23 protein-coding genes and 1 pseudogene are annotated in these 20927 nt (G+C 69.0%); 19 read left to right on the forward strand and 5 right to left on the reverse strand.

Features of this window, described 5'->3' with window-relative positions; all coding sequences use genetic code 11:
* The first annotated feature begins 67 nt into the window (after positions 1-67).
* Positions 68-1267, forward strand: a complete 1200-nt coding sequence (locus tag NVV99_RS18990; protein ID WP_235367137.1) for an ROK family transcriptional regulator — start codon at positions 68-70, stop codon at positions 1265-1267.
* A 15-nt stretch (positions 1268-1282) separates the two neighbouring features.
* Here NVV99_RS18990 and NVV99_RS18995 read toward each other — a convergent pair whose 3' ends face one another.
* Positions 1283-2377 (reverse strand): tocopherol cyclase family protein, encoded by a 1095-nt coding sequence (locus NVV99_RS18995; protein ID WP_024101740.1) that lies wholly within the window; start codon positions 2375-2377, stop codon positions 1283-1285.
* A 51-nt stretch (positions 2378-2428) separates the two neighbouring features.
* Here NVV99_RS18995 and NVV99_RS19000 point away from each other — a divergent pair, with 51 nt between their 5' ends.
* The 6 genes from NVV99_RS19000 to NVV99_RS19025 all read left to right on the forward strand — a co-directional run bounded on the left by NVV99_RS19000 (position 2429) and on the right by NVV99_RS19025 (position 9156).
* Positions 2429-3757, forward strand: coding sequence for an MFS transporter (locus NVV99_RS19000; RefSeq protein WP_242411742.1), 1329 nt, complete (start codon positions 2429-2431; stop codon positions 3755-3757).
* A 5-nt stretch (positions 3758-3762) separates the two neighbouring features.
* Positions 3763-4665: an alpha/beta fold hydrolase gene (locus tag NVV99_RS19005; protein ID WP_024101738.1), complete on the forward strand. Its 903-nt coding sequence runs from the start codon at positions 3763-3765 to the stop codon at positions 4663-4665.
* Positions 4662-5996 (forward strand): D-inositol-3-phosphate glycosyltransferase, encoded by a 1335-nt coding sequence (mshA, locus tag NVV99_RS19010; RefSeq protein ID WP_024101737.1) that lies wholly within the window; start codon positions 4662-4664, stop codon positions 5994-5996. The genes NVV99_RS19005 and mshA overlap by 4 nt, the downstream gene beginning before the upstream one ends.
* A complete protein-coding gene (locus NVV99_RS19015) occupies positions 5993-6547 on the forward strand; it encodes a YbjN domain-containing protein (protein ID WP_019291186.1) in 555 nt (184 codons plus the stop codon). Before mshA ends, NVV99_RS19015 begins: the two co-directional genes overlap by 4 nt.
* A 444-nt stretch (positions 6548-6991) precedes the next feature.
* Positions 6992-7321, forward strand: a complete 330-nt coding sequence (locus NVV99_RS19020) for a transglycosylase family protein (protein ID WP_006552360.1) — start codon at positions 6992-6994, stop codon at positions 7319-7321.
* A gap of 248 nt (positions 7322-7569) precedes the next feature.
* On the forward strand, positions 7570-9156 hold the full coding sequence (locus tag NVV99_RS19025; protein WP_024101736.1) for an AMP-binding protein: 1587 nt from the start codon (positions 7570-7572) through the stop codon (positions 9154-9156).
* Between the two features lie 122 nt (positions 9157-9278).
* Here the strand turns inward: NVV99_RS19025 and NVV99_RS19030 are convergent, their stop codons facing one another.
* Complete coding sequence (locus NVV99_RS19030; protein WP_313906254.1) at positions 9279-9620, reverse strand: FAD-dependent oxidoreductase; 342 nt, start codon at positions 9618-9620, stop codon at positions 9279-9281.
* A 98-nt stretch (positions 9621-9718) separates the two neighbouring features.
* Positions 9719-9793 (reverse strand): annotated as a pseudogene (locus NVV99_RS19035) (hypothetical protein); the annotation flags it as partial.
* On the opposite strand from NVV99_RS19035, the gene NVV99_RS19040 reads away from it, so the two are divergent.
* The 4 genes from NVV99_RS19040 to NVV99_RS19055 all read left to right on the forward strand — a co-directional run bounded on the left by NVV99_RS19040 (position 9770) and on the right by NVV99_RS19055 (position 13032).
* The gene (locus NVV99_RS19040; protein ID WP_255029078.1) at positions 9770-10006 is read left to right on the forward strand and encodes a hypothetical protein; all 237 of its coding nucleotides are present in this window, start codon (positions 9770-9772) and stop codon (positions 10004-10006) included. The pseudogene NVV99_RS19035 and the gene NVV99_RS19040 overlap by 24 nt on opposite strands.
* 145 nt (positions 10007-10151) lie before the next feature.
* Entirely contained in the window at positions 10152-10898 is a 747-nt protein-coding gene (locus NVV99_RS19045) for a phosphoglyceromutase (protein ID WP_019291191.1), read from the forward strand.
* A 201-nt stretch (positions 10899-11099) separates the two neighbouring features.
* Complete coding sequence (locus NVV99_RS19050; RefSeq protein ID WP_024101733.1) at positions 11100-12281, forward strand: cell wall metabolism sensor histidine kinase WalK; 1182 nt, start codon at positions 11100-11102, stop codon at positions 12279-12281.
* A 61-nt stretch (positions 12282-12342) separates the two neighbouring features.
* Complete coding sequence (locus NVV99_RS19055; RefSeq protein WP_006552355.1) at positions 12343-13032, forward strand: response regulator transcription factor; 690 nt, start codon at positions 12343-12345, stop codon at positions 13030-13032.
* Here NVV99_RS19055 and NVV99_RS19060 read toward each other — a convergent pair.
* Positions 13014-13844, reverse strand: a complete 831-nt coding sequence (locus tag NVV99_RS19060; RefSeq protein ID WP_024101732.1) for a hypothetical protein — start codon at positions 13842-13844, stop codon at positions 13014-13016. The genes NVV99_RS19055 and NVV99_RS19060 overlap by 19 nt on opposite strands.
* A 45-nt stretch (positions 13845-13889) precedes the next feature.
* On the opposite strand from NVV99_RS19060, the gene NVV99_RS19065 reads away from it, so the two are divergent.
* From NVV99_RS19065 to NVV99_RS19075, 3 genes are read left to right on the forward strand one after another with little or no spacing between them, the layout of a single operon-like run.
* A complete protein-coding gene (locus tag NVV99_RS19065) occupies positions 13890-14843 on the forward strand; it encodes a Ppx/GppA phosphatase family protein (protein WP_024101731.1) in 954 nt (317 codons plus the stop codon).
* The gene (locus NVV99_RS19070; RefSeq protein WP_024101730.1) at positions 14840-16138 is read left to right on the forward strand and encodes a hypothetical protein; all 1299 of its coding nucleotides are present in this window, start codon (positions 14840-14842) and stop codon (positions 16136-16138) included. The genes NVV99_RS19065 and NVV99_RS19070 overlap by 4 nt, the downstream gene beginning before the upstream one ends.
* Before the next feature lie 4 nt (positions 16139-16142).
* Positions 16143-17096 (forward strand): sugar phosphate isomerase/epimerase, encoded by a 954-nt coding sequence (locus tag NVV99_RS19075; protein ID WP_019291195.1) that lies wholly within the window; start codon positions 16143-16145, stop codon positions 17094-17096.
* Here the strand turns inward: NVV99_RS19075 and NVV99_RS19080 are convergent.
* Positions 17055-17471 (reverse strand): hypothetical protein, encoded by a 417-nt coding sequence (locus tag NVV99_RS19080; protein WP_024101728.1) that lies wholly within the window; start codon positions 17469-17471, stop codon positions 17055-17057. The genes NVV99_RS19075 and NVV99_RS19080 overlap by 42 nt on opposite strands.
* Before the next feature lie 94 nt (positions 17472-17565).
* On the opposite strand from NVV99_RS19080, the gene NVV99_RS19085 reads away from it, so the two are divergent.
* The 5 genes from NVV99_RS19085 to NVV99_RS19105 all read left to right on the forward strand — a co-directional run bounded on the left by NVV99_RS19085 (position 17566) and on the right by NVV99_RS19105 (position 20835).
* Positions 17566-18231: a MerR family transcriptional regulator gene (locus NVV99_RS19085; protein ID WP_024101727.1), complete on the forward strand. Its 666-nt coding sequence runs from the start codon at positions 17566-17568 to the stop codon at positions 18229-18231.
* A gap of 44 nt (positions 18232-18275) precedes the next feature.
* Positions 18276-19085: a thioesterase family protein gene (locus NVV99_RS19090; RefSeq protein WP_051424933.1), complete on the forward strand. Its 810-nt coding sequence runs from the start codon at positions 18276-18278 to the stop codon at positions 19083-19085.
* Positions 19086-19162: 77 nt separating this feature from the next.
* Positions 19163-20023 (forward strand): pyrroline-5-carboxylate reductase, encoded by an 861-nt coding sequence (gene proC, locus NVV99_RS19095; protein ID WP_024101725.1) that lies wholly within the window; start codon positions 19163-19165, stop codon positions 20021-20023.
* A 213-nt stretch (positions 20024-20236) separates the two neighbouring features.
* Positions 20237-20473: a helix-turn-helix domain-containing protein gene (locus NVV99_RS19100; RefSeq protein WP_006552345.1), complete on the forward strand. Its 237-nt coding sequence runs from the start codon at positions 20237-20239 to the stop codon at positions 20471-20473.
* Between the two features lie 260 nt (positions 20474-20733).
* Complete coding sequence (locus NVV99_RS19105; protein ID WP_003402602.1) at positions 20734-20835, forward strand: AURKAIP1/COX24 domain-containing protein; 102 nt, start codon at positions 20734-20736, stop codon at positions 20833-20835.
* Positions 20836-20927 lie beyond the last annotated feature (92 nt).

The raw sequence follows: 20927 nt of genomic DNA on the forward strand, positions 1-20927 counted from the left end.
TCGCGCCGCCGGTTCCGCCGTCCGTGGATCCACGCGTGCGACGGTCGTCCGTCCCCGCACCTCCCGTGTGTCGAGCCCCGTCAGGATCGTTCCGCCGGACCTGCGTATCGCCGACGGCACCGGGGCGTCGGTCTTCCGTGTCGCCGCCAACCGTGGCCCCGTCTCGCGCGACGTGATCGCCAAGGTCACCGGTGCGAGCATCGCCACCGTCAATCGTCAGGTGTCGGCCCTGCTCTCGGCAGGTCTGCTGCGTGAGCGCGCCGACCTGACCGAACCCGGCGCGGTCGGCCGGCCGCGTGTTCCCGTCGAGGTCGACCACGAGCGGTACCTGACGGTCGGCATTCACATCGGTGCCGTCACCACCGGCATCGTCGCCAGCGACCTGCGCGGTCGCATCATCGGCGCCGTCGAGGTCCCCACGCCGACCGGCGACCAGGACGCCGCGCTCGCGTCGATCACCGCGAGCGCCAAGGCCTTCGTCGGACGGTGGCACCGCCGCGCCCCGTTGTGGGTCGGCGTCGCACTCGGCGGGCGGGTGGACTCGAACACCGCCGTCGTCACGCACCCGCGACTCGGCTGGGTCGACGCCCGGGTCGGCGCGATCGTCGGTGGCGGTATGGGGCTTCCGGTCTCGGTGGCCGCGCACGTCGAGGCGATGGCCGCCTCCGAACTGCTCCTCACCCCCGATCGCGACGCCCCCGAGGCCAAGGGCACCGGCCTGTACTTCTACGTTCGTGAGACGGCCGGTGTGGCAATCACTTTCGAGGGCAAGGTGCACACCCCTGCCGGCGGTCCGGGTTCGGTGACGCATTTCCCCACCGGTTCGTCGACCCGGTGCTCGTGCGGCGGCACGGGTTGCCTCGAGGCGACGGTGAGCGATCGGGCGGTCGTGCAGCGCGCGGTGGCCGAGGGCATCCTCGCCGACGGCGACAACACCATTCAGTCGCTCTACCGCCTCGCGCGCGGCGGTTCCGAGGCCGCCCACGGTCTGCTCGTCGAGCGGGCCACCGTGCTCGGCCGCACCGTCGGAATGCTGCGCGACCTGTTCAATCCCGACCGTGTGATTCTCGGCGGACAGGCCTTCACCGAGTACCCGGCCGCGGTTCCGCACGTCGCCCGCGCGTTCGCCGCGTCGACCACCCTGCCGCGCAAGGACATCCGCATCACCGGCTTCGGCAACCGGGTGCAGGCCCACGCCGCGGGTGTCGTCTCGCTCAGCTCGTTGTTCTCGGATCCGATCGCGGCGATGAAGCGCACCGAACTCTGAGCGATCCCGTCGGATTCACACGCTCGGTGGGGCGTCCGTCGCGTCCGCAGCGGCGCCCCGCCGGTCGAGTTCCGCCCGGGCCCGGTCCAGCCCGCCGTGTTCGAGTGCGGCCGAGTGCGATTCGTCGGCCCACACCAGTTTCCCCCGTTCGTGGACCGTCACGGTCATGCGACCGCCGAGATGTTCGATCGAACCGGCGACGTTCCGTCGTTCCGCGGGCACGGGGACCGGCAGGACGTGTGCCGCTCCGAGGGGTGAACTTCCCGAGATCTCCACGCTCCAGCGGGCATTGCGGCCGCGCAGGTGCCAGCTCTCGTCGGTGACCGTCGCCCGGACCGGGGATGTGACGGGATTGCCCAGCCGCACGATGCGCCCGTCGGGTAGTGCGACGACGACCGCCGTGACCTCCGTGTGCAGCGGACCCGAATGCACCTGCCCGCCTGCGAACGCCACACACGCCTGCGGGTCGGCGAATCCCTGCGCCTGACCCCACCACCACGACTCGGGGAAACCGCCCTTGCCCCAGTTCTTCTCGCCGTAGACCTGGGCGCCGGTCAGATCCCACTTCTCGTCGCCGAGGATCGCGTGCCCTTCCACCCGGCCGCCGAGCAGCCAGGAATGCCAGTACTGGTTGAGACCGGGGACGGAATGGAACACGCTCGACGCGCCGAAGCGGCGTCGCGGCCAGAGCCACAGATCCGACAACCGGATGTCGAGACGGGCGTCGTCGCCGAGATCCATCCACACGCGTTCGCTGTCGCCGCAGAAGACGTCGCCGGCCGATGCGCCGAGCCGATCGGGATCGGAAGCGGCCACCGGATGCGCGGCGGTGCGCAGGAAACCCCCGGGATGGGCGGCCAGACCGAGCGTCGCCCAGTGCGAGCCGGGCCCTCCCGAGTCGTCCGCACGGTTTACCCCGCACAGAGCGATGACGACGCGGCCGGTTCCGGGCTGGGTGAAGCGCCAGAAGTAACCCTCCATCGCGACGCCGTGCGCGGCGAGCGGATTCCCGAAGGGCAGATCCGCTCCCGACGCGCGGTAGCGGGTCCACAGACTCCTCGGAGAGAGATCCTTCGGTGAGAGCCGTCCGTGTCGTTCGTGCACCGCCATGCCCGCTCCGTTCCGTGGATCCGTCCTGTCCGTTCTCCGGATGTACCCAGCATGGCCGTTCCCGTCACGGAACGTGCGGAATCGGGCAGCGATGTGCGGACGCGGGGGAGGTACCTTCACCTCGCGTGGTCGGTCGGCCATAACGTTGACCGGACCGGATCGGACCGAAGAGAACGCGAGAAGTACGTGACAGGAGAGAAGGGCGGCTCGTACCGCGAGTTGTTCGCAGCGCCGGGTGCAGCCGCGTTCTGCCTGGCGGGATTCGTGGCGCGACTGCCGATCGCGATGGTCGGGATCGGCATCGTCACGATGTTCTCCCAGCTCGAGGGGAACTATGCGGTCGGGGGCGCACTGTCCGCGGTGTTCGCGCTGTCGTACGCCGTGCTCACCCCGCTCGTCTCCCGCGCGGTCGACCGGTACGGCCAGCGACGGGTCCTGCCCACGGCGGCGGCCGTCAGTGCGGTCGCCACCCTCGCGATGCTCGCGGGCGTCCGGTTCGAGGTGCCCACGGTGTGGCTGTTCGTCTGCGGGATCCCGGCGGGACTCATGCCCACGATCGGCGCGATGGTGCGGGCGCGGTGGACACAGCTCTACGGCGGCACCCCGCGACTGCGCACCGCCTTCGCGCTCGAAGCGGTGGTCGACGAGGTGTGCTTCATCGTCGGCCCCGTCCTGTCGGTGGGCCTGAGCGTGGCGGTCTTCCCCGAGGCCGGCCCGCTGCTCGGCGCGGTCCTGCTGCTCGTCGGCACCCTTGCCCTTGCGGCGCTGCGCAGCACGGAGCCTCCCGTGCAACCGCACACCGACGACCGTGCGCGGACGAACATCCTGCGCATGCCCGTCCTCCTGTCGATCGTCGTGGTGATGGTCGCGATGGGTGTGGTCTTCGGCGTGATCGATGTCGCAGCCGTCGCGTTCACGGCCGAACAGAACTCTCCGGGCTCGGCCACCTTCGCGCTCGCACTGTTCGCGACGGGTTCGGCGATGAGCGGCCTGATCTTCGGTAGCCGGGTGGGATCGAGTGCTCCGACCCGCCAGTTGTTCGTCGCCACCGGCACTCTCGCCGTCCTGCTGTGCCCGTTGCTGCTCGCCGGTTCGGTGCCGATGCTCACGGTGCTGTACTTCGTTGCCGGATGCGCGATCTCGCCCATCATGATCGTGGCGACGTCGCTGACGCAGCAGATCGTGCCGCCCGACCGGCTCACCGAGAGCATCACGTGGACGGTCGCGGGTCTCGGCGTCGGCGTCGCCGCAGGTTCGGCGCTGGTGGGACAGGTCATCGACCGGACCGATGCCGGCACCGGATATCTCGTGGCGGTCGCCGCGGGCATCCTCGCGGTCACCTGTGCCGGCGGGATCCATGTGCAAGCACGGTTAGAGTGACGCGCATGGCAGTTCGTGAAGTGGCCGGTATCGACGGCACCTCCCTCGTCTATCGCACATTCGGCTCCGAGACGGCACCGGTTCTGGTGCTGCTCCACGGGTGGGCGCAGTCGTCGCGGTGCTGGGGCGACGGGGTCCTCGACGCACTCGCCCGCGACTTCCGTGTCGTCGCCGTCGACCTGCGCGGACACGGTTATTCGCAGGCTCCCGAGACCGGATACGCCGATCGCAGTCTGTGGGCCGGCGACCTCGCCGCGGTGCTCGCCGCCGAGAACGTCTCCGAGACGAACCCGGCGGTGCTGCTCGGTTGGTCGTACGGCGGCCTGGTGATCTGCGACTATCTCGCCGAACGCGGCGCGGGAGCCGTCGCCGGCCTGGTCCTCGTGGGTGCCATCACGAGCATCGGCCGTGGCGAGAAGGGCGGACGCGTCGGTGCCTCGATGCGTGCCGCGATCCCCGCCGCGATGTCGGAGGACCCGAAGGAAGCGGTGCGCGCGCTCGGCTCCTTCGGTAACGCCCTCACCGGTCCCGTCGTCGAGGGCAGCGCTCTCCTCGAAGGCAAGGGCGCGGTGTCGCAGGCCTTGTTCGGTGCGAGCCTGTGCACCCCGCCCCGCGTCCGTGCGGCGCTGTTCGACCGGGCGGTGGGCAACGACGACCTGCTCGCCGACCTGGACGTGCCGGTTCTCCTCCTGCACGGCGACGCCGACTCGGTCGTCGACGTCTCCGCGGCGCACCACGCGGCGTCGCTGCTGCGACGCGCCACGACCTCGATCTGGGAGGGCGTCGACCACGGTCCGTTCGTCGAAGATCCCCACCGGTTCGTGTCGGAGGTCGGAGAGTTCGCTCGCACCGCGACGGCGGAGGCGGCGACACGCGAAGATCGGCAGCAGGGCAGTATGGAGGGGTGACGTCCCAGCCCAGCCGCCCGCACCGCGTGGCCGTGATCTCGGTCCACACCTCGCCGCTGGCGCAGCCCGGAACCGGGGACGCAGGCGGTATGAACGTGTACGTCCTGCAGACCGCCGTCGAGCTCGCGCGTCGCGGCGTCGAAGTCGAGATCTTCACCCGCGCGACCTCGTCGGCCGATCCGGCCGTCCAGCAGGCCGCGCCCGGGGTGCTCGTCCGCAACATCGAGGCCGGCCCCTTCGAAGGCCTCGACAAACACGACCTGCCGACGCAGCTGTGCGCTTTCGCCGCCGGCGTGCTGCGCGAGGAGGCACGGCACCCGCAGGGCTACTACGACCTGGTGCACTCGCACTACTGGTTGTCGGGGCAGGTCGGCTGGCTCGCCCGCGACCGCTGGGGTGTGCCGCTCGTGCACACCGCCCACACGCTCGCCGCGGTGAAGAACGCCTCGCTCGCCGAGGGCGACACCCCCGAACCCGCAGCCCGGCAGATCGGGGAACAGCAGGTCGTCGCGGAGTCCGACCGCCTGGTGGCCAACACCGCCGACGAAGCGGGGCAGCTCGAACGCATCTACGGGGCCGATCCCGCGAAGATCGACGTCGTCGCACCGGGCGCCGACCTGAACCGCTACCGGCCCGGCGACCGCGCGGCCGCCCGCGCCGAACTCGGACTCGACCCGCGCGAGACCGTCGTGGCGTTCGTGGGCCGCATCCAGCCGCTCAAGGCCCCCGACGTGCTGCTCGAGGCCGCTGCGCGGGCACTCGCCGACGATCCCGGCATGCCGCTGCGGGTCCTCGTGGTGGGAGGTCCCTCGGGAACGGGTCTCGAGCGCCCCGACGCGCTCATCGAACTCGCGTCCGCACTGGGCATAGCGTCGCGGGTCACCTTCCTCCCGCCGCAGCCGCCGGACCGTCTCGTCCAGGTCTACCGGGCTTCGGATCTCGTTGCGGTGCCGAGCTATTCGGAGTCCTTCGGTCTCGTCGCAATCGAGGCGCAGGCTTGCGGCACGCCCGTGCTGGCCGCGAACGTCGGGGGTCTCGGCGTCGCCGTGCGCGACGGGGAGACCGGCATGCTCGTCGACGGGCACCGCATCGACGACTGGGCGACGGCGTTGCGTTCGCTCGTCGGCGATCCGGATCGTCTCGCCCGGTTCGCGGCGACCGCGCCCGTGCATGCGGAGTCCTTCTCGTGGGAACACACCGCGGAAGGACTGCTCGACAGCTATCGGCGGGCCGGGATGCGCCGCAACCGCACCTTCGGTACCGGTGAGCATTCGCTGCGACGGCAGCGTGGAGTGTGGAAGTTGCGACGGACGAGGGGAGTCACGGCATGAGCGACCGGCTCATCGAACTGATCGAATCCACGCTGCGCGATCGCGAGCTCGAGTTCTCCGTCAAGGAGGGCGGGCACTTCGTCGTCGAGCTCCCGGGCGAGAAGAAGCTCAAGACGACCACGCTGCTCAGCGTCGGACAGCACGGTGTGCGGGTCGAGGCGTTCGTGTGCCGCAAGCCGGACGAGAACTTCGAATCGGTGTACCGCTACCTGCTGCGTCGCAACCGTCGCCTGTACGGCGTGGCGTACACGCTCGACAAGGTCGGCGACATCTATCTGGTGGGACGCATCGCCGCGCACGCGTTGACCCCCGAGGAGATCGACGCGGTCCTCGGGCAGGTCCTCGAGGCGGCGGACCACGACTTCAACATCATCCTCGGTATCGGGTTCATCACGTCCATCAAGCGCGAATGGGAGTGGCGGGTCTCGCGGGGCGAACCGTTGCGCAATCTCGAGCCGTTCCGTCACCTCATCGAGGAGGAGACCGGCACGCCGTTCGAGCCCGATGTGGACGACGACGAACCCGGGGATCGGCGCGAAGCGAACGGGTGACGGCGTTGCCGGACACCGTTATCTCCCCGTGAACATATCCGGTTGGAGAGGTCTGCACGGCCGTATGGTGTGACCATTCCCACAATCGAAATCCGCTGAAAACGTCCGGGAAACGGTGCGTTCCCACGAAGCGACCTGGGGTTTTGTCGATCGCCGGTCCGGTTTCTCGCACAGCCGTACCGGAAAATCGAACCGTGACCTCGCCGTGATGAACCCTTACCGTCGATGTAGGCCCGATACCGACGGGCTTTACACACCGGCCCCGCAGCCGCTCGTTCCACCCCCGCGGGATTGTCGGATCCACAATCTGCCGAGGGGTGGAGCGAGAGAGCGACCGGGCGTGCGCCAGCACCGCACCGCGTTGCCGGCACCGACCGTCCAGCCCACATGTGGCGGACCCGTTGCGTCGGGGGCCTCGCAAGCAGCCGGAAAGGAATCATCCACATGGCAAAGTTCACGATCAAGCGCGCCCTGGGCACCCTCGCTGCCTCCACTGCACTCGTTGCGACCCCGTTCGCTCTGGGTGCCGGTACCGCCAATGCCGCATCCGGTAACTGGGATGCCGTCGCACAGTGCGAGAGCGGTGGTAACTGGGCGATCAACACCGGTAACGGCTACTACGGCGGTCTGCAGTTCTCGCAGAGCACCTGGGAGGCCTACGGTGGCTCGGGAACCGCGAACAACGCGTCGCGCGAGGAACAGATCCGCGTCGCCGAGAACGTCCTCGCCGGACAGGGCGTCGGTGCATGGCCGGTCTGCGGTCAGTACCTCTGACCGCAGCGCCCTCCGGGGTAGCGAGCGCAGCTCACACGCCATCGTGAGTGCAGCTCCAGCAGCTTCACAAACCCCGCGTGCGATCCGTCGCACGCGGGGTTCGTGCTTTCCGGCAGGGGAATCGCGCCGGGAACGGTATCCTCGCAATCCCCACACAGCGTGTGTGACGGGCTTCATAGCCGCTGCGGTAGTGTGAACTCGACCGAAAGTCGGCACGGCGTGCCAGCAGAATCCTCGGAGGATGAGTAATGAGTTTCCGCAGTCCCTTTCCCGACGTGGACATCCCGGCATCGAGTGTCTACGACTTCCTGTTCGGTTCGCTCGACGAGTCCGAGCTCGATCGACCCGCGCTGATCGACGGCGCGTCCGGCACGGTGACGGACTACCGCACGCTCGTGGCCCACATCGACGCCGTCGCCGGAGCGCTGGCCGCCCGGGGCATCGGTGTGGGGAAGGTCGTCGGGCTGCTCGCACCCAACGTGCCGGCCTTCGCCTCGGTCTTCCACGGCATCCTGAGGTCCGGCGCCACCGCGACCACGATCAACGCTCTCTACACGGCCGGGGAGATCTCGAAGCAGCTCGACGACTCGGGGGCCGTGGCACTGTTCACGGTGTCCCCGTTCCTGCCGCAGGCGAAGGAGGCCGCCGCGGCCGCCGGGATCCCCGATGAGCTGCTCTTCGTGCTCGACGGGGCCGAGGGCCATCCGTCCCTGCGCGACGTGCTCACCGAGGGGTCACCGGCTCCCGCGGTCGAATTCGATCCGGCCACCCACCTCGCGGTACTGCCGTATTCCTCGGGCACGACCGGCCGGCCCAAGGGCGTGATGCTCACGCACCGTAATCTCGTCGCGAACGTCTGCCAGATCACCCCGCGGATGGGTATCGCCGCCGACGACCGCGTGCTCGCACTGCTGCCGTTCTTCCACATCTACGGCATGACGGTGCTGCTGAACGCCGCGCTGTACAACCGCGCGTCGCTGGTGACGATGCCGAAGTTCGACCTCGTCGACTTCCTCACCTACATCTCGGAACACAAGTGCACGTACGTGTTCATCGCGCCGCCGGTCGCGGTCGCGCTCGCCAAGCACCCCCTCGTCGACCAGTACGACCTGTCGAGCGTGCACACGGTCTTCTCCGGTGCCGCACCGCTCGACAAGGAACTCGCCGGATCCGTCGTGAAGCGCCTGGGCTGCAACGTCCGGCAGGGATACGGCATGTCGGAGATGTCGCCCGTGTCGCACGCAATTCCCTTCGAGGACAACGAGACCGAACTCGATTCGGTGGGTCCGACGATCGCGAACATGGAATGTAAGATCGTCGATCCCGCGACCGGTGAGGAAGTCGAATATCCCACCGGCGACGGCGTTTCGGCGCCCGGCGAACTGTGGTGCAAGGGGCCGAACGTCATGGTCGGTTATCTCGGCAATCCCGAGGCCACGGCCGACACCCTCGACGATGACGGCTTCCTCCACACCGGCGACATCGCCACGGTCGACGGGAAAGGTGCCGTCCGGATCGTCGACAGGCTCAAGGAACTCATCAAGTACAAGGGCTACCAGGTGCCGCCGGCCGAGCTCGAGGCTCTGCTGCTCACGCACCCGCAGATCGCCGACGCCGCGGTGATCGGCGTCCGCGACGACGAGGGCGAGGAGGTCCCGAAGGCCTTCGTCGTCCGGCAGCCGGATTCGACGATCGACGAGGACGAGGTCATCGACTTCGTGGCCGCGCGGGTCGCGCCGCACAAGAAGGTCCGCCAGGTCGAGTTCATCGACACGGTGCCGAAATCCTCTGCGGGCAAGATTCTTCGGAAGGATCTGCGCGCCCTGAACGCCTGACGGGCGCACCGGCGACGTGTGGATCCCCGGGAGATCGTGTGTCTCCCGGGGATGCCGCTGTCCGGCCCCTGCTACGGAACCGCCGGGCCTCGACCTCTCGGGCCGTGGAGGACCCTGCCCGATCAGGCGAGCATGTGCGGTTGTCCCGCTCGGTACCGGTCGGCGTTGATGCGCCGCAAGGGTTCCAGTTCGGGCGGTTCGTGCAACTTGTACAGTGCCGGCGGTGCGGCGGGGGAGCCCGCAGTCTGGAGCAACGCACCCACCGCCACCCGCGCCGATTCGTTCGCGCTCTCCATCGTCGCGAGGTCGATGTCGTTGCGGACGTAGTCGCCCGCGAGGAACAGGTTCGGGATCGCGGTGTGTGCCTCGGGCCGGTTCGCGAGCGACCCCGCGGTGTTGATGAGCAGCGGGTGTCGTTGGTGACGCCACCGGCTCCCCACTTCACGCCGGGATCGAGGAACCACGAGGCGATGTCGTTCTCGTCGATCGCGCCCGTCCCGGGCAGATCGAGGCGGCCGCCTGCCGCGGTGCCGGGGGAGGGGATGCTGCGCGCCTTGCCGCCGAGCGCGGTCGGCTCGAAGACGGTGACCTCGAAGCCGCGTCCGATCAACTCGTGCGCGGCGGCCGGTCCGGCCATCCCGCCGCCGAGGATCGCGACCCGGCGTCCGCCGGAGTGCACCGCCGGTGCGCGGCGGCTCGGCTGTGCGCCCGCCGTGACCGGCAGGGCTGCGGCCCCGAGCGCGCCGAGCGCGCCGAGCGCGCCGAGCGCGCCGAGGGCGGTGAGGACGGTGCGGCGGGACATGCGTCCGTCGGGCTGCGGACCCCGGTGTGGCTGCGGACCCCGGTGTGACATCGAATCCCGTGTGTGTCGGTGACGACGAACTGTGGTGCGCGGCGCCGACTCCCGCGTTCCTGGCAACGTACATTGTCAGATATGGCCCACGATCGGGGGCGCCCGTGGCGAAATCCCCATCCGTGCATGTCAGGATTGGGTCATGACTATCGGAACACTTGTTCTGCTCCGCCACGGCGAGAGCGAATGGAATGCGATGAACCTGTTCACCGGCTGGGTGGACGTGCATCTGACCGACAAGGGGATCGCCGAGGGCAAGCGGGCCGGTGCCCTCCTCGCCGAGCACAATGTGCTTCCCGACGTCTCCTACACCTCCCTGCTGCGCCGCGCGATCAGCACCGCCAACTTCGCGCTCGACGCCGCCGACCGGCACTGGATCCCCGTCATCCGCGACTGGCGTCTCAACGAACGCCACTACGGCGCGCTCCAGGGCAAGAACAAGTCCGAGATCAAGGACGAGTTCGGCGAGGAGCAGTTCATGCTGTGGCGTCGCAGCTACGACACCCCGCCGCCGCCGATCGAGCCGGGTTCGAAGTACAGCCAGGACGCCGACCCGCGCTACGCCGACGTCGACGAGGTTCCCCTCACGGAGTGCCTGAAGGACGTCGTCGCCCGTTTGATCCCGTACTGGGAGTCGACGATCTCCCAGGACCTGCTCGCGGGCAAGACCGTGCTCGTCACCGCGCACGGCAACTCGTTGCGCGCGCTCGTCAAGCACCTCGACGGGATCTCCGACGACGACATCGCGGGCCTGAACATTCCGACGGGCATCCCGCTGCGCTACGACCTCGACGAGAACCTGCGCCCGCTGAACCCGGGTGGCACCTATCTCGACCCCGAGGCCGCAGCTGCCGGTGCGGCGGCGGTCGCGAACCAGGGCGCCAAGTAGCAGCCTCACGGAAGCGAGATCCGACCCCGTTGCCGTTCGGTGACGGGGTCGGTTCGTTCGTGCAGGTCCGTCGCAGAGTGGTCCGTTCTGGGCGAACAAAGGGTGAACAACACTCCAACATCCGAAAAATGGGGTGTGACGTGCGGGAAATGCCGTCGACCCGCTGTTCGGTGGGGTACCGGTGTCATTACGATTCGAAGTGTGAGTGTTACGCAGGCCGTGTTGCTGGCCGTGGTCGCAGCGGTCCTCGGCGGGATCGTCACCGTCGCCGCCGGGAGGCTGGTGCAGCGCCGGGCCCACGGTAGCGACCAAGCCGACCTCACGATGTTCGACGTGCTCGACCGGGTCGTGCACGGGGCGTCGACCGGTATCGCGGTGGTCGACAAGTTCCACGACGTCGTCCTGTCGAACCCGCGCGCCGAGGAACTCGGCCTCGTTCGCAACCGGCAGATCGACGACCGGGCCTGGGCGGCCGCCTGCCAGGTGCTCGAGAAGAGGAAGCCGATCGAACTCGACCTGGGCGCGAAGGCATTGCTCGGCCGCGAGCCCGTCGCGGTGCGCTGCACCGTCCGGCTGCTGCTCGACCAGGATCCGCGCTTCGTCGTGCTCTACGCCTTCGACGACTCCGAGCACGTCCGCATGGAGGCCACCCGGCGCGATTTCGTGGCCAACATCAGCCACGAACTGAAGACCCCCGTCGGCGCGATGGCGTTGCTCGCGGAGGCGCTGCTCGAATCCGTCGACGATCCCGAGACCGTCCGCCACTTCGGCGAACGGGTCCAACGCGAGGCGACGCGCCTCGGCAACATGGTGACCGAACTGATCGCCCTCTCGAAGCTCCAGGGTGCCGAGAAACTGCCCGATCTCGAGGTCGTGGACGTCGACGACGTCGTCGACGAGGCTCTCGACCGCACGCGCCTGACCGCCGAGAACGCCTCGATCACCATCAGCACCGACCGGCCGAGCGGTCTCGAGATCCTCGGCGACCGAACGCTGCTCGTCAGCGCCCTCACCAACCTCATCGAGAACGCGATCGCCTACTCCCCGGCCGGCTCACCGGTGACCATCAGCAGGTCGCTGCGCGACGGCAAGGTCGCTATGGCCGTCACCGACCGGGGGATCGGTATCGCCAAGGAGGACCAGGAGCGGGTCTTCGAGCGCTTCTTCCGCGTCGACAAGGCCCGGTCGCGGGCCACCGGAGGCACCGGCCTCGGGCTGGCCATCGTCAAGCACGTCGCTGCGAACCATCACGGCGAGATCACCCTGTGGAGCAAGCCCGGTACCGGCTCCACCTTCACCCTCCTCGTCCCGGCCCACGTCGAGGACGCCGAGGACGACGAGAACCACACCGCCGACCGCACCGAGAAGGTGGTCGGATCGTGACGCAGACCCCACCCGGGTTCCCGGGCGGACGGATATCGAGAAACAGACGGAGGACCAGCTCGTGACGCGTGTGCTGATCGTCGAGGACGAGGAATCGTTGGCGGATCCGCTCGCCTTCCTGCTGCGGAAGGAGGGGTTCGAGACGACCATCGCCGGCGACGGCCCCTCGGCCCTCGCCGAGTTCGACCGGGAGGGCGCCGACATCGTCCTGCTCGACCTGATGCTCCCCGGGATGAGCGGCACCGACGTGTGCAAGCAGTTGCGGACCCGCTCGGGTGTGCCGGTCATCATGGTCACCGCTCGCGACAGTGAGATCGACAAGGTCGTCGGGCTCGAACTCGGCGCCGACGACTACGTCACCAAGCCGTACTCGGCGCGTGAACTCATCGCCCGGATCCGTGCGGTCCTGCGGCGCGGGGCCGACACCGAGAGCGAGGTAGCGGCGGACGACGGACTGCTCGAGGCCGGACCCGTGCGGATGGACGTCGACCGTCACGTCGTGCACGTCAACGGTGAGCCGGTTGCCATGCCGCTCAAGGAATTCGACCTGCTCGAATATCTCCTGCGGAACTCCGGGCGGGTGCTCACCCGCGGACAGCTCATCGACCGGGTGTGGGGCGCCGACTACGTCGGCGACACCAAGACCCTCGACGTCCACGTCAAGCGTCTGCGCTCGAAGATCGAGGAGGATCCGGCCAAGCCGCGTCACCTCGTGACGGTGCGCGGTCTGGGTTACAAGCTCGAGGCCTGATCGGAGCCGGCATCGGAGCCCGCCTGTGCTGCCGACGTCGCGGGATGGATCGCGATCAGACCCAGTCCCTGGCGTCGCCGGCACAGGCGCGCGAGCTCGTCGTAGGCCGCCGCACCGAGGAGTTCGGTGAGCTCGGGGGCGTACGACTGCCAGACCGGACGCTCGCCGACGTGCGCGTCGGGAGAGCCCGAGCAGTACCAGTCGAGGTCGTGCCCACCCTCACCCCAGCCGCGTCGGTCGTACTCGGTGATGACCGTGCGCAGGATCTCGGTGCCGTCGGGACGCTCGACCCAGTCCTGGGTGCGGCGGATCGGGAGCTGCCAGCATACGTCCGGCTTCATCTCGAGCGGTTCGATGCCGCGTCGCAACGCCATGGTGTGGAGGGCACAGCCCTGGCCGCCCTCGAATCCGGGACGGTTCAGGAAGATGCACGCACCCTTGTAGCGGCGGGTGCGCAGGGCGGGCTCGTCGTCGATCTCGTCCTCTTCGAGGTAGCCCTTCTTGCCCAGGCCCTTGTCCATGAACTGCCAATCGGCCGGCGTGAGGTGTTTCACTGCCTTCGCCAGCTTCTGGCGATCGTCGTCGTCGGACAGGAACGCACCGTGCGAGCAGCACCCGTCGTCGGGTCGCTCGGCGATGATGCCCTGGCACGCCGGAGTGCCGAACACGCAGGTCCACCGCGAGAGCAGCCATGTCATGTCTGCGGCGATGACGTGTTCGTCGTTGTCGGGGTCGGTGAACTCCACCCATTCCCGAGGAAAGTCGAGAGGGACTTCCGGGGCCGGGTCGAGTTTGTGTGGGGCATGGGACATACCTGCTGTCACAGGTCCCGACGGTAGACCCAGTACCGTATTGATGTGCGCTTAGGGGTACTCGACGTCGGAAGCAACACCGTTCACCTGTTGGTGGTGGACGCCCATCGTGGTGGGCACCCCACGCCGATGAGTTCGACGAAGGCCACGCTGCGGCTGTCCGAGAACATGGACGACAACGGCGACATCACCTCCAACGGCGCCGATCGGCTCGTCGAGACCGCCGCCGAATTCGCCAGCATCGCCCGCACCTCGGGATGCGGCGAGCTCATGGCGTTCGCGACGTCCGCGGTGCGCGACGCCGGCAACTCCGAGGCCGTCCTCGAGCGGGTGCGCCGGGAGGCCGGGGTGTCGCTGGACGTGCTCTCCGGCGAGGACGAGGCGCGGCTGACCTTCCTCGCGGTGCGCCGCTGGTACGGCTGGAGCGCCGGAAACATCCTCGACCTCGACATCGGCGGTGGATCGCTCGAGCTCACCTTCGGTGGCGACGAGGACCCCGAGATCGCCTACTCGCTCCAGCTCGGTGCGGGACGGCTCACCCGCGACTGGTTCCGTGAGGACCCGCCCGGCAAGCGCCGGATCTCGGCGCTGCGCGACTGGCTCGACGCCGAACTCGCCGAGCCGGCGAAGGCCATACGCAACGCGGGCGACCCCGACCTGTGTGTGGGCACCTCCAAGACCTTCCGGACCCTCGCCCGCCTGACCGGCGCGGCCCCCTCGTCCGCCGGCCTGCGGGTACAACGGACCCTGACGGCCAGCGGACTGCGCCAGCTCATCGCCTTCATCTCCCGGATGACCACGGCCGACCGCGCAGAACTCGAAGGCGTCAGCTCGGACCGGTCCGAGCAACTCGTCGCCGGCGCCCTCGTCGCGGAGGCGAGCATGCGTGCCCTCGGAGTGGAGACGCTGCAGATCTGCCCGTGGGCGTTGCGCGAAGGCCTGATTCTTCGGAAGCTCGATACGGATATGGGTGGCGAACTGGTGGTGGCAACCGGATGAGCGAGAATCGCAGCAACGACACGGGGCAGATCTCCGTGGCCGAGCTGTTGGCGCGTAACGGCCAGAAGGTGGGAACACGGGCCGGGGGACGACGCCGACGAGGTGCGAGCGGCGGCATCTCCGTCGCTGAACTGACGGGTGAGATCCCGATCACCCGCGCAGACAGCAAGGTCGAGCGGAATACCCCGACCGATGCGGAAAGCGCTGCCGGGCAGGCGGATTCGTCGTCCTCGACGGCTGCTGTCGAGGCGGAGACCCCGCCGAAGGCCGTCCCGGCGCCACGCAAGGTCGAGACCCCGAAGCTAGAGACGCCGAAGGCGGCGACCTTCGCGCTGTCCGACATCGAGAAGACCACCGTGACCCCGCGGGTTGCCGTCGAGACGAAGACGCCGCCGGTGAAGACCGGAACGAGCACGCCTGCCGTCACGAAGACGCCGCCTGCCGCGAAAACACCACCCACTGCGAAGGCGCCGTCCGGCCCGGCGGCGAAGGTGCCTGCAGCCGCGGATGAAGTGTCGAAGACGGACACGGTGTCGAAGACGGACACGGTGTCGAAGACGGACACGGTGTCGAAGACGGCCGCATCGACGAAGGCAGCGTCCAAGGCGGCGCCGCCCAAGATCGAGTCGCCGACCGAGGTCATCCGTCCCGAGGCGCTTCCCCGGCGCGCGCGGGCGCATCTCGGAGCGGCAGCGCCCGGCTCGCAGTCCGGTGAAGGAGCAGCGGTCGCCGACAAGAAGGCGGACAAGAAGTCCGAGAAGGCGAGCGTCCCGGCGGTGTCGGTGCGCAAGGCCGACGTCGCCGAACCGCGACTACTGTCCGGCCCCGCCAGCGACCTGCAGGGCACCGGTTCCGACGCCGACGACTCGACCGACACCATCGGTGCTGCGGGTGCCGCGCCCGACGCTTCGAAGGGAGTGGCATCGTCGCGGTCGCGGAAGTCCCGCGGCAAGGGTGGGAAGGCGACGTCCGACGCCGCCGACGACTCGGCACGGAAGAGTGCGGACGACGAGTCCGCCGACGCGGAGCAGGGCAGTGGCCTCAAGCAATGGGCGTTGCTGATCGGCGAGAGCGTCGCCGCGATCGTCGCGGGCGGATTGCTCTTCAAGGGCTTCGAGCGGTTGTGGGACCTCATGCCGTGGGTCGCCTTCGCGCTCGCGCTGCTGGTGATCGTGGGCCTGGTCGCGCTGGTGCGTGTCCTGCGGCGCACCGACGACATCACGAGTCAGCTCATCGCGCTCGCGGTGGGAGCATTCGTGGCCTTCGGGCCGCTGTTGTTCCTGCTGCCCGGGTGAGCCGATGCCGACCGCGCAGGGAATCCGGGTAGGGCTGTCCACCGCTTCGGTCTATCCGGAGAACACCGAAGCGGCGTTCCGCTTCGCGGCCGATCTCGGTTTCGACGGGGTCGAGCTGATGGTGTGGGCCGAACCGGTGAGCCAGGACCCCACCTCGGTGGAGCGTCTGGTCCGCGAGTACGGCGTGCCGGTGCTCGCCGTGCACGTGCCGTGTCTGCTGATCTCGCAGCGCGTGTGGGGATCCGATCCCGCCGCCAAGCTCGACCGTTCGGTGCGTGTCGCCGAGATCCTCGGTGCGGAGACCGTCGTGGTCCATCCGCCCTTCCGGTGGCAGCGTCGCTATGCGGAGGGATTCTCCGACCAGGTCGCGGCGCTCGAGGCCGACAGCCACGTGGTGCTCGCGGTCGAGAACATGTACCCGATGAGGGCCGACGTCGTCTTCGGCGGTCGTGATCGCGGCGCCGAACGTCTGCGCCGGCGCGGTCCCGGCCGCGCGGTCTCGGCCTACAGCCCGTCGCTCGACCCCACCGACACCGGTTTCGCGCACTACACGCTCGACCTGTCGCACACCGCGACCGCGGGGGCCGACGCCCTCGCGCTCGCGGATCGGATGGGGGAGGGGCTCGCCCACCTCCATCTCGCCGACGGCCGGGGCTCCTCGCTCGACGAACACCTCGTCCCGGGAACGGGCACGCAGCCGTGTGCGGACGTGTGCCGCCGGCTCGCCGCGAGCGACTTCGGCGGGCACGTGGTGCTCGAGATCAGCACCCAGAGCGCACGGACGCGTGCGGAGCGCGCCGGGATGCTGGCGCGTTCGCTGGCCTTCGCTCGCACGCACCTGGATCGCTCGGCGACGCGCGCGATCACCGCCGGCCCCGAGAGTCCCCGGCACACGGACATCGCGCGCGTCCCCGCCTCAGAGGGCAGCGATTCCGGCGGCGAGCACGGCGACGCCTGAGATCAGCACGCCCGCGGTGAGGGAGACGGCGCCGAGCCGGACCGCCGCGAACATCCGGTCGGGCCGCGTCGGATCGGGCCCGAGCACCGACAGGAAGAAGCCTGCCGGGATCAGGATCGCGGCGACGAGCACGGCGATGGCGCCGGCCGCCGACCAACCGGGTGATGCGCCCACGACGTGCGTGAGAACGGCGATGAGCAGCCCGAGGGTGACGAGTACTCCAGCGTGGGCGTGACCGGCACGGAAGAACGTCTTCTGCAGGTCGTTGGTGGGTACGCCGCCCGAGGCGACGCGTAGCAGGAAGGTGCCTCCGAAGGCGATGCCTGCGACGGTGAGCACGGTGCTCCCGAGAACGATGGTCACGAGCGGATGCATGAGGGCCTCCTCGGCCGGTACTCCGTGACTGGATACTACAACTATCCAATACTGGATAGTTGTAGTATCCGGTGTCGAGGAGCGGAGGTGATCGGTGCGTATCTCGGAACTCGCCGAGCGTTGCGGCATACCGCTGCCGACGGCGAAGTACTACCTGCGCGAGGGGCTGCTCATGCCGGGCGTGGCGACGAGCGTCACCTCGGCGACCTACGACGACCGGCACGTGCGGCGCATGGGTCTGGTCCGGTCACTCGCCGCGCAGGGTCTGCCCCTCGAGAAGATCAAGACCGTCGTGGATCTCGTCGACAATCCCCGCGACGACCTCTTCGTCGAACTCGGCCACGCCATCGCCGCGCTGCCACCCTACGTCGAGGACTCGGCCGGTCCCGGCTATCCCCGCGCCCGCCACCTGCTCGAACGCCTCGGCCAGATCTACGACCCACGGTTCGCGGCCGTGGCGCAACTCGAACACGCGCTCGCGGCACTCGAAGCCGCCGGCCTGCGGATGGACGACCGCCGGATCGACGCCTACGGCCGTCACGTCCGCGCCATCGCCGAACTCGACCTCGAACTGCTGCCGACGCACTCCCGGGAAGCCACCGTGGAAGCGGCCGTGCTCGGGACCGCCCTGTACGAACCGGTCCTCACGGCCATGCGCCGGTTGGCCCACCAGCATCTCGCCGCCCGCATGTTCGGGTCCGGTGGACCCCCCACGACCGGCGCCGATCCGGCCCCGAACGACGACCAGGAGCAGCAGTGACCCTCACCGACCAGCCCTTCCTCGACCTGACCTCGGTCACCCGGATGCCGGGAGAGCACCCGGATGGCACGGCGCCCTGGCAGGCGCACATCGATCCGGTGTGGACCATCGGGCCCAAGGTGCACGGCGGATGCATGCTCGCGGTCTGCGCGTCCGCGGCGCGCAGGTCGGTGCTCGACGCCGGCGTGGACCCGCTCACCCAGCCCCTCGCCGTGAGTGCCTCGTTCGTCGCCGCGCCCGACCCCGGCGACGTCGAACTCACCACCGTCCTACGCAAGCAGGGCAAGCAGATCGCCCTTGTGGACGTCGAACTGTCCCAGGCCGGGCGTGTGGCGGTGCGGGCGAGTGTCACCCTCGGCACGCCGGATACCGAGGAGCCCTTCCACACGGTGCCGCACCGCGCGACCACGATGCCCGCCGACCCGCCGGCCGAGTCGGTGCTCGTCACCCCCGAGCACCCCATGGGGCAGATCGTGAAGTTCGCCGCCACCTCCCACCTCCGGATCGACTCCGCCACCGCGCGTTTCCTCGACGGGCAGCAGGGCGAACCGCTCGTGTCGATGTGGACGCGGCCGTCGCCGGGCGACGAGGCCGACGTCGACACCTCGGTGCTGTTCGCGCTCATGTGCGGCGACGTGTCGGCTCCCGTCGCGATGAACCTCGGCCGTTTCGGCTGGGCGCCGACGGTGCAACTCACCGCCTATCTGCGGCGGGTTCCGGCTCCGGGATGGCTGCGGGTCATCGCCGAGAGCAGCGTGCTCGGCAGCACCTGGTTCGAGGAGGACCACACCGTCGTCGACTCGACCGGCCAGGTGGTCGTGCAATCGCGTCAGCTGGCCATGATGCCGCGCTGATACGCCCGAACGCGGTAGGTCCCGACAGGCGGTGACCGTGGTGTAGGCCGCACGGACGGTCGTGGCAGGCTGTCCCCATGACGAGAATCGCAGTGATCGGTGGCGGCAGGATCGGCGAGGCGCTGATCTCGGGTCTGCTGAAGAACGGCTTCGCGACCAAGGATCTCGTGGTCGCCGAGAAGTTCGAGGAACGGCGTGAGGAATTGTCCCGGGCCTACTCGATCCGGGTCACCGACAGCACCTCCGACGCCGCGGAAGGCGCCGACGTGGTGGTCGTGGCCGTCAAGCCCAACGACGTGGACGTCGTCGTCACCGCCCTCGCGGCGGTCGACGCCGGGAACGACGACGAGCAGATCCTGGTGTCGCTTGCCGCGGGCATCCCGACGGTCCGCTACGAGACCAAGCTCCCGGCCGGCTTCCCTGTCGTGCGCGTGATGCCGAACACCCCGATGCTCGTCGGGGAGGGCGCGAGCGTGCTGTCCGCCGGTCGGTACGTCAAGCAGCAGCATCTCGACACGGTCCGCGAGATCCTCGCGAGCGTGGGAACGGTCTCGGTGGTCCCGGAGGCGCAGATCGACGCGGTAACCGCGGTTTCCGGATCCGGGCCCGCATATTTCTTTCTCGTCGCGGAGGCGATGATCGACGCCGGTGTCTCGCTCGGCCTGACGCGGGCGGTGGCCACCGATCTGGTGGTGCAGACGATGACCGGCTCGGCCGCGATGCTCACGCGCTCGGGGGACAACGCTGCCGACCTGCGCGCCGCGGTCACCTCGCCGGGTGGCACCACGGCGGCCGCGATCCGCGAACTCGAGCGTGGAGGCCTGCGTACGGCCTTCTACGAGGCGCTCGACGCTGCGAAGCGCCGTTCCGCGCAACTCGGGGCGGCATCGGATCAGCCGTCGCCTGCGGCCCGCGAGGGGCTCTCCGGGACGGCCTGACAGGGCATCCACCCGAGGCACTGACAGGTGTCACTGCGGAACGCTGACAGACGTCACCGTAGGGCGTAGCGTGGCGACGAACAGCCGCCCGCCGGAAATTCCCCAGCTGCATCGTCGCACAGGAACCATTCGTCACGCTAAGCTCGAATCAGCACGTGCGTGTCTGTTCCGCCGGAGGGGAAGCCGGCGGCGCGGGCGTGCCGGAGGTGTGTAATGGTTTCAGGAAACACGCCGTCGAAGGGTCAACCTCAAGACGGACAGTCGGTTCTCGCCGGTACCCAGTTCCTGACGGTTGCCGAAGTGGCAGCTCTCATGCGGGTGTCGAAGATGACCGTGTACAGGCTGGTGCACAGTGGCGAACTACCCGCAGTGCGTGTGGGACGCTCGTTCCGCGTGCATGCGAAGGCCGTCCACGACTACCTCGAGACGTCGTACTTCGACGTCGGATAGAGGTCGGACAGGGACGATCGGCGCATCGTCGGGGACGACGGTACGACGAACGGATCCGGTGCGCGAGGGAAGTCGCGTTCCGGGACGGACCTCGGTTTCACGCCGGGTGGGCCGCCCCGGTAGGATTGCTTGTCGTCGTACCGGCCAGCCGGTGTCGTGAGGCGCTGTTACTCGTCGCCACGAGGCCCAGCGTCGACATACATCAGGCGTACGTCACCGGCGTGCGCAGGAACGCTACAAGGAACGTGAGGGATGCCCACATGGGATCTGTGATCAAGAAGCGCCGTAAGCGCATGTCGAAGAAGAAGCACCGCAAGCTGCTCCGCCGCACCCGAGTGCAGCGTCGTAAACTCGGCAAGTAAGCCCTGCGCCTATCCGATGCCCGTCACCTTCCATGGTGGCGGGCATCGTTCGTCTGTGCATCCCGGTACACGAAAGTTCACCCACGAGTCGT

Origin of the sequence: Rhodococcus sp. PAE-6 (assembly GCF_025290685.1) — a bacterium.
Taxonomy (GTDB): Bacteria; Actinomycetota; Actinomycetes; order Mycobacteriales; family Mycobacteriaceae; genus Rhodococcus; species Rhodococcus pyridinivorans.

Coding starts and splice junctions, on each gene's coding strand:
- NVV99_RS19070 (WP_024101730.1), top strand. CDS start 14,840: ATGAGCGAGAATCGCAGCAACGACACGGGGCAGATCTCCGTGGCCGAG.
- NVV99_RS19090 (WP_051424933.1), top strand. CDS start 18,276: ATGCCGGGAGAGCACCCGGATGGCACGGCGCCCTGGCAGGCGCACATC.
- NVV99_RS19015 (WP_019291186.1), top strand. CDS start 5,993: ATGAGCGACCGGCTCATCGAACTGATCGAATCCACGCTGCGCGATCGC.
- proC (WP_024101725.1), top strand. CDS start 19,163: ATGACGAGAATCGCAGTGATCGGTGGCGGCAGGATCGGCGAGGCGCTG.
- NVV99_RS18995 (WP_024101740.1), bottom strand. CDS start 2,377: ATGGCGGTGCACGAACGACACGGACGGCTCTCACCGAAGGATCTCTCT.
- NVV99_RS19080 (WP_024101728.1), bottom strand. CDS start 17,471: ATGCATCCGCTCGTGACCATCGTTCTCGGGAGCACCGTGCTCACCGTC.
- NVV99_RS19100 (WP_006552345.1), top strand. CDS start 20,237: ATGGTTTCAGGAAACACGCCGTCGAAGGGTCAACCTCAAGACGGACAG.
- NVV99_RS19005 (WP_024101738.1), top strand. CDS start 3,763: ATGGCAGTTCGTGAAGTGGCCGGTATCGACGGCACCTCCCTCGTCTAT.
- NVV99_RS19075 (WP_019291195.1), top strand. CDS start 16,143: ATGCCGACCGCGCAGGGAATCCGGGTAGGGCTGTCCACCGCTTCGGTC.
- NVV99_RS19105 (WP_003402602.1), top strand. CDS start 20,734: ATGGGATCTGTGATCAAGAAGCGCCGTAAGCGCATGTCGAAGAAGAAG.
- NVV99_RS19045 (WP_019291191.1), top strand. CDS start 10,152: ATGACTATCGGAACACTTGTTCTGCTCCGCCACGGCGAGAGCGAATGG.
- NVV99_RS19025 (WP_024101736.1), top strand. CDS start 7,570: ATGAGTTTCCGCAGTCCCTTTCCCGACGTGGACATCCCGGCATCGAGT.
- NVV99_RS19020 (WP_006552360.1), top strand. CDS start 6,992: ATGGCAAAGTTCACGATCAAGCGCGCCCTGGGCACCCTCGCTGCCTCC.
- NVV99_RS19000 (WP_242411742.1), top strand. CDS start 2,429: ATGGCCGTTCCCGTCACGGAACGTGCGGAATCGGGCAGCGATGTGCGG.
- NVV99_RS19060 (WP_024101732.1), bottom strand. CDS start 13,844: ATGTCCCATGCCCCACACAAACTCGACCCGGCCCCGGAAGTCCCTCTC.